This is a genomic window from Streptomyces sp. NPDC027962, assembly GCF_055566095.1.
Genome location: NZ_JBVHTA010000009.1, coordinates 72,748 through 79,244, shown reverse-complemented (window position 1 = coordinate 79,244; position 6,497 = coordinate 72,748). Strand labels below are relative to the sequence as shown.

The window sequence follows — 6,497 nt, the reverse complement described above, 5'->3', positions numbered from 1 at the left end:
GGGCGGGGGCGCGTTCTGTCCCCTCCCCCACCCTTCCTTCCCTTTTTTTGTTCTCTCCCCCCCCCCCCCCCCCCCCCCCCCCCCACCCCCGTCTCGTGGGCGGCGGTGCGCCCAGGCGCTGCCCGACGCTGCCCGTGCGCTCAGCGCTCGGGCGCGCCGTGGCGGGGCCGGCCCGGCGGCACTCGGCCGACGGGCCATGCGGCCGCCGGTGTGGTCATCCGCCGGAGCGGACGCGAGCGGACACCCGCGTGGCCGGTGTGGTCACCCGCGCGCCGGGGGCGTGGCCCACCGCGTCGGGGCGTGCACCCGTGCGTCGGGCGTGGCCGAGCACGTCGGGGCCGGGGCCTGAGCGCGTCCTGGGCTTACGCGCCTTCGGCGCGCTACGCGTCCTTGAGCTCCTGCCGCTGGCGGCCCAGTCCCTCGATCTCGAGCTCGACCACGTCACCGGCGCGCAGGTACGGCTTGGGCTCGGGCTGCCCGAGCGCCACACCTGCCGGCGTACCGGTGTTGATGACGTCGCCCGGGTACAGCGTCATGAACCGGCTGACGTAGCGGACGACCTCGGCGACCGGGAAGATCTGGTCGGCGGTGGTGCCGTTCTGCTTCAGCTCGCCGTTGACCCGGAGCTTCAGGCCCAGGGCCTGCGGGTCCGGCACCTCGTCGGCGGTGACGAGCCACGGACCGAGCGGGTTGAAGGTCTCGCAGTTCTTGCCCTTGTCCCAGGTGCCGCCGCGCTCGATCTGGAACTCACGCTCGGAGACGTCGTGGGCGACCGCGTACCCGGCGACGTACGCCATCGGGTCCTCGTCCGCCTCGATGTAGCGGGCCGTACCTCCGATGATCACCGCGAGCTCGACCTCCCAGTCGGTCTTGCGGCTGCCGCGCGGTACGAGCACGGTGTCGTTCGGCCCGACCACCGTGTCGGCGGCCTTGAAGAAGACGACCGGCTCCGCGGGGGTCGCGGCACCGGTCTCCGCCGCGTGGTCGTGGTAGTTCAGCCCGATGCACACGACCTTGCCGATCCGGCCCAGCGGCGGGCCGACGCGGAGCCCGGCGGCATCCAGGACGGGCAGGTCACCGGCCTCGGCCGCCGCCCTGATCCGGTGGAGGGCGGCGGCGTCGGAGAGCAGGTCTCCGTCGATGTCCGTGACGAGACCGGACAGGTCACGCAGGGTCGTCCCGTCCTGGTCGAGCAGCGCGGGGCGCTCGGCGCCTGCCGTACCGACACGCAGCAACTTCATGGTCTGTCTCCCCTGGTCGAGTGCGAGCCCGGCCCGACAGGTGCGGCCATCGGCGGATCGGAGGATTGGCTGATCCTCCAAGACATACGAACACTCCACAAGACCCTGTTCACAACCTGGACCTTTACGGCCCGGTAGCCAAGGCCGGCGGCCAACCAGCAGCCAACCGGCCGGGGAGCCGGACAGCGGCCCGCGTAGGGTCGCTGCCATGTCCGTCGCGCGCTCCGTCGTCCTCTTCCTCGTCGCCGCCCTGTTCGAGATCGGCGGCGCCTGGCTCGTCTGGCAGGGCCTGCGCGAGCACAGGGGCTGGCTCTGGATCGGCGGCGGCGTCATCGCCCTCGGCCTGTACGGCGTCGTCGCGACATTCCAGAGTGACGCCGACTTCGGTCGCATCCTGGCCGCCTACGGCGGGGTCTTCGTCGCGGGGTCCATCGCCTGGGGCATGATCGCCGACGGCTACCGGCCCGACCGCTACGACATCATCGGCGCCCTGATCTGCCTCGCGGGGATGGCCGTCATCATGTACGCGCCCCGCGCCCGCTGACCGCCCCTGCGACGGCGCACCACCAGCGGCGGAACGGCGCCCGGACTGCGCCTGCGCCGGGACCGCGTCAGAGCTGGGCCACCGGTGCCGGGATGTCCCGGTAGAGGAAGACCCGCTCGACCGCCGTCCAGGTCGTGGAGGTGACGACGTACAGCGCGGCGGCCAGCGGCACGACGGCGACGGTGGCGAGTGTGGCGAACGACAGCAACGGCATGATCCTGGTCATCGCGCCCATCGCCCCCATGCCGGGCAGCTGCTCCCCGCCGGCACCGGCCACAGGGACAGGAGCCGCCGCCATCTGCTGCTTGGTACGCCGGTAGTTGAACGTCGCGACGGCGGCGACGATCGCGAAAAGGACGACGTACACAAGGCCCGCGCCGCCGAACACCCCGCCGCTCGCGAGGGCGTCGTGCCACCGGTCTCCGAGGGGTGCGTCGAAGAGCGCGTGGCCGAGCAGCCCGTTCGGCTCGTCGCCGATCTCCGCGCTGGAGAACAGGTGGTACATCAGGAAGAACGCCGGAAGCTGGAGCAGGCTCGGCAGGCAGCCGGACAGCGGCGACACCTTCTCCTTCGCGTACAGCTCCGTCGTCGCCTTCTGCAGCCGCTCCGGGTTCTTCCCGTGCTTGGTGCGCAGCTCGGCGAGCTGCGGCGCGAGCCGGGTGCGGGCCTTCTGCCCACGGGCCGCGGCGCGGGACAGGGGGTGGACCGCGAGCCGTACGAGCGCGGTGAAGACGACGATCGCGGCGGCGGTGGCGGACGCGGCGAACAGGGGCTGGAGGAGGCCGGCGAGCTGCTCGACCAGGGTGGCGAAAACGGACATGGGTGAGCCCTCCGGGGGTCTCGTCGTGCCGGGAACGAAGACATGACGGCATGACGACCCGCGAGGGGACCGATGTGACGTATCCGGTGCTGCCTACAGGGCCGTCAGGACGAGACGGCCGGGCGCTCGGGGGCGCCTGCGCCCACGAGCGTCGGGATCACGCTGCGGCAGGAAGGCAGTTCGCCTCTCCCGGTCGCGCAGGGCGGTCCGTATTCGCGTGCGCGGCACGGCGGGCGCGCAGCGCGCACTGATGACGGCGCAGACGACAAGGGCGGAGCCGGCGGCAGCGGTGGCGGTCGCGGCGAGCGCGAGGGCGGCCGAGATGCTGCTGCCGTCGACGAGGAGGATCTCGAGGAGAAGGAGGAACAGCAGGGCTGCGAGCCGGAACAGCAGGGCTGCACGACCGGCCATGCGCCCCTCCCCCGCAGTGATGTGTTCGCGCTTCCGTCTCTCTATACGTCCGGCAGCCGCGCTCGGTTCCCGAACACGTGAACGCACCGCGCATTCCCGTATCTGAACCAGTGACGACTACACGCACTTCGACGCTTGGTTACACAGAATCACGTTGCCATCACGTTCATCGTGCATGTCTTGACGCTTCTTTCGTCACAGAGTTGCCTTTGGGCCACCTCGGCCGAAATTGCGCGGCCTGTCAGGGAGGGTCGAATACAACTGATGAACGCACATCTGCGTCGTGCGGCTGGTGCAGCCGCCGCCACCGCGCTGGCCGTTTCGCTCTCGGGCTGCGGCGGCTCCGACGAACCGGGCGTGAGACTGAGCGACGACATCGTCGTCGGTCTGCTCCTGCCCGAGAACCAGGCCGCCCGTTACGAGAAGTTCGACAAACCGGTCATCGAGGAGCGGATAGCACGGCTCACCAACAGCAAGGGCACCGTCGTCTATGCCAACGCGAAGTCGGACGCCGGCCTGCAGACGCAGCAGCTCGAGAACATGATCGAGGAAAAGGTCGACGTGCTGATCGTCGACGCCGTGGACGCCAAGTCGATCGCCGGCGCGATCGAGAAGGCCGATGCGGCCGGCATCCCGGTCGTCGCCTTCGACCGCCTCGCCGAGGGCCCCATCGACGCCTACGTCTCCTTCGACAACGAACAGGTCGGCCACGTCCAGGGCACCGCTCTGCTGAAGGCCCTCGGAGACGACGCGAAGACCGGCGAGGTCGTGATGGTGCACGGCGCCGTCACGGACCCGAACGCGGCGATGTTCAAGAAGGGCGCCCACACCGAGCTCGACGGCAAGGTCAACATCGGCCCCGAATACGACACCGAGGACTGGAAGCCGCAGAACGCCAAGGCCCACATGCAGAGCGCGATCACGTCCCTCGGCGCGGAGAACATCGCGGGCGTCTACTCCGCCAACGACGGCATGGCCGGCGGCATCATCGCCGCCCTCAAGGACTCCGGCCTCTCCGAACTCCCGCCGGTCACCGGCCAGGACGCGGAACTCGCCGCCGTGCAGCGCATCGTCGCCGGTGATCAGTACATGACGGTCTACAAGCAGTACGCCCCCGAGGCCGCATCAGCCGCCGAGATGGCCATCCTGCTGGCCAGGCACATGACCCTCGGCGCGGCAGCCCACACGGACATCGACACCGCGACCGCCAAGTCCGTCCCCACCGTGCTCATCCCCGTCGTCGCGGTGACGAAGGACAACATCAAGGAAACGATCGTCCAGGACGGCCTCTACACGGTGCAGGAGATCTGCGCCCCCGCCATCAAGGCCGACTGCGAGGAGCTGGGCCTCACGTAGGCCGCGTACCCGCCCCCGTCGCAGGCCGCGTACCCGCCCCCGTCGGCGGTCGCGGCGCCCACCGGGACCGCTCGGTCGCGGCGATCACCGAGGCCGCATCGACGTCAGCTTCCCCCACACCACGAGCCGGTACTTCGAGCTGTACTCGGGCGTGCACGTCGTCATCGTCAGATAGTGGCCCGCCGCGCCGTACCCCGCGGCGGGCCGCACCGCGCTGCGCGGAACCGTGTTGATCACCCCGGTGTCCCCGGGGGTCGTCCTGGCCAGCGCCTTGTCGACGGCGTACACATACACGCCGTCGCGCGTCTCGACCTCCACCGTGTCGCCGGGCCGGAGCCGGTTGATGTACCGGAAGGGCTCGCCGTGGGTGTTGCGGTGCCCGGCGACGGCGAAGTTCCCGGCCCGGCCGGGCTGCGCGGTGCCCGGGTAGTGGCCGACGTACCCCTTGTCGAGGACGCCCCTCTTCCCGACCCCCTCGGCCACGGGCGCGACGACCCCCAGCCGGGGTATGCGCAGGACGGCGTACGCCTGGTCCCAGCGCGGCGGCGACGGCTCGCGCGCCCGCTCCCGTTCCGGCTCGCCCGCGCCACCGCTCCCCGTCCCCGCCTCCGTACCGTCCTCCGCCACCGTCCCGTTCTCCGGCGCCGGTTCGGGTGCCGCGGCGGGCGCGCGCCCCCACTCCTGCTCCAGGGCCCGGACCTGCCGCCGGGCTCCCTCCTGGGCCTGCCGGTTGGTCCACCACAGCTGGTGCACGACGAGGAGCAGCACGACGACCCCGCAGGTGACGAGAACCTCCGCGCCCGCCCACAGCCCGCGTGCGAGCCGCGCGCGCCCGCGCCGCCGTACCCGCATCCGCGCCCGCTCCCGCTCCCGCTCCCGCCGCCATCGCACGGGCGCAGGGTAGGGCGGCGCCCTTCAACTCACCAGCACCGCGACGCACACGACCCCGTCCCCGCTCGGTCAAGGCCACCGGGTCCTCTGCTGCCCTGCCCTGTACAGCAGTACGGTGTGCTGCATGCGCCCCGACACGCCTGCTGACCACATCGCCGAAGCCGAGCGCCTGCTGCGTACCGCCGACCAGTATCCGCAGGACCAGGAACCGCTGCTCCTCCAGGCGGCGGCCCACCTGGAACTGGCCGGCGAGCGCGGCCGCGCCTCCAGCCTCTACGACCGCCTCCTGGCGTCCGAGAACCCGGAGCACCCGCTGCTCGTCAAGGCGTTCCAGGCGGCCAACCTCTGGGAGTACGGCCACGAGGCCGAGGCCCGCGCCCTGATCAACGGCATCCAGGCGGCGGCCCCGACGGAGGCCGCGCCCTGGGAGATCATCGCCGAGACGCTGGAGAACCACGACGAGCTCGAAGCCTCCCACGAGTGCTTCTCGACGGCGCTGACGATCCTCCTCGCCGAGGGGGACGAGGCGGTCCCGTACGCCACGCGTTCCCTGCTCTCGGGCCGCCACCGCGTCCGCCGCATGCTGGGCCTGCCCCACGACGATTGGGACGCCACGGCCGACCGCGTCCACGCGGACCACACCCCGGACGTCACCCTCGACGAGCTCCACGACCCGAAGCGCCTGTGGGTGCTGGGCTCCGACAACCCGGCCGAGCTGCGGGCCGAGATCGCCCGCCTCCACTCCGAACTGGGCTCCTACCGCTCGGCTTTGTCCCGCCCCTTCCCGGTCGCGGTGCTGCACTGGCCGGAGTCCGAGCTGACCGAGCTGCTCGAGGCGTACCCGGTACTCGAAAACGAGTATCCGACCCACGCGGCCCACCTGACGGACATCGAGGCCTCGCTGCGGGACCTGGCAGCGACGGGCACGGAGAACCTGGGCATCGTGACGGCGACGGTCCCCTCCTACGAGGCCTTCGCCGCCTCCGAACAGTCCTCTCCCGCGAACACGGACCTCCTCCCCCAGTACGCCACGACCCTGGCGGCCCGGGGACGGGCGGCGGCGTGGCCACCGGCGCGGGGGGCGGCGTGCTGGTGCGGGTCGGGGAGCGCGTACCGGGACTGCCACGGGGGGCAGGACTGAGATCTCGCCACCGGTCTCGAGCTGCCGAGCGGCCTCGGTGCCCGACTGCGCAACCACTCGCCGCACGCCGGGCATCGGGCACCTGTCCACGCC

Annotated in this window: 7 protein-coding genes; 3 read left to right on the top strand and 4 right to left on the bottom strand. The window is 71.6% G+C overall.

What is annotated here, in order from left to right:
• Positions 1 to 380: 380 nt before the first annotated feature.
• Positions 381 to 1,241 carry a fumarylacetoacetate hydrolase family protein gene (locus ACZ4SA_RS11435; protein WP_468272525.1) on the bottom strand — a complete coding sequence of 287 codons (861 nt, stop codon included), beginning with the start codon at positions 1,239 to 1,241 and terminating at the stop codon, positions 381 to 383.
• Between the two features lie 208 nt (positions 1,242 to 1,449).
• Here ACZ4SA_RS11435 and ACZ4SA_RS11430 point away from each other — a divergent pair, with 208 nt between their 5' ends.
• Positions 1,450 to 1,785, top strand: a complete 336-nt coding sequence (locus ACZ4SA_RS11430) for a YnfA family protein (protein ID WP_468272523.1) — start codon at positions 1,450 to 1,452, stop codon at positions 1,783 to 1,785.
• Positions 1,786 to 1,852: 67 nt separating this feature from the next.
• Here ACZ4SA_RS11430 and ACZ4SA_RS11425 read toward each other — a convergent pair whose 3' ends face one another.
• Together ACZ4SA_RS11425 and ACZ4SA_RS11420 are read right to left on the bottom strand one after the other, a co-directional pair.
• On the bottom strand, positions 1,853 to 2,605 hold the full coding sequence (locus ACZ4SA_RS11425) for a YidC/Oxa1 family membrane protein insertase (protein ID WP_468272520.1): 753 nt from the start codon (positions 2,603 to 2,605) through the stop codon (positions 1,853 to 1,855).
• A 93-nt stretch (positions 2,606 to 2,698) separates the two neighbouring features.
• On the bottom strand, positions 2,699 to 3,016 hold the full coding sequence (locus ACZ4SA_RS11420; RefSeq protein WP_468272518.1) for a DUF6412 domain-containing protein: 318 nt from the start codon (positions 3,014 to 3,016) through the stop codon (positions 2,699 to 2,701).
• Between the two features lie 264 nt (positions 3,017 to 3,280).
• Between ACZ4SA_RS11420 and ACZ4SA_RS11415 the strand changes: the two genes are divergently transcribed.
• Positions 3,281 to 4,372, top strand: coding sequence for a sugar ABC transporter substrate-binding protein (locus ACZ4SA_RS11415; RefSeq protein WP_468272515.1), 1,092 nt, complete (start codon positions 3,281 to 3,283; stop codon positions 4,370 to 4,372).
• Positions 4,373 to 4,456: 84 nt separating this feature from the next.
• On the opposite strand, the gene ACZ4SA_RS11410 is transcribed toward ACZ4SA_RS11415, so the two are convergent.
• Complete coding sequence (locus ACZ4SA_RS11410) at positions 4,457 to 5,224, bottom strand: class E sortase (protein ID WP_468272784.1); 768 nt, start codon at positions 5,222 to 5,224, stop codon at positions 4,457 to 4,459.
• Between the two features lie 163 nt (positions 5,225 to 5,387).
• On the opposite strand from ACZ4SA_RS11410, the gene ACZ4SA_RS11405 reads away from it, so the two are divergent.
• Positions 5,388 to 6,404, top strand: a complete 1,017-nt coding sequence (locus ACZ4SA_RS11405; protein ID WP_468272512.1) for a YecA family protein — start codon at positions 5,388 to 5,390, stop codon at positions 6,402 to 6,404.
• The last annotated feature ends 93 nt before the right edge of the window (positions 6,405 to 6,497 follow it).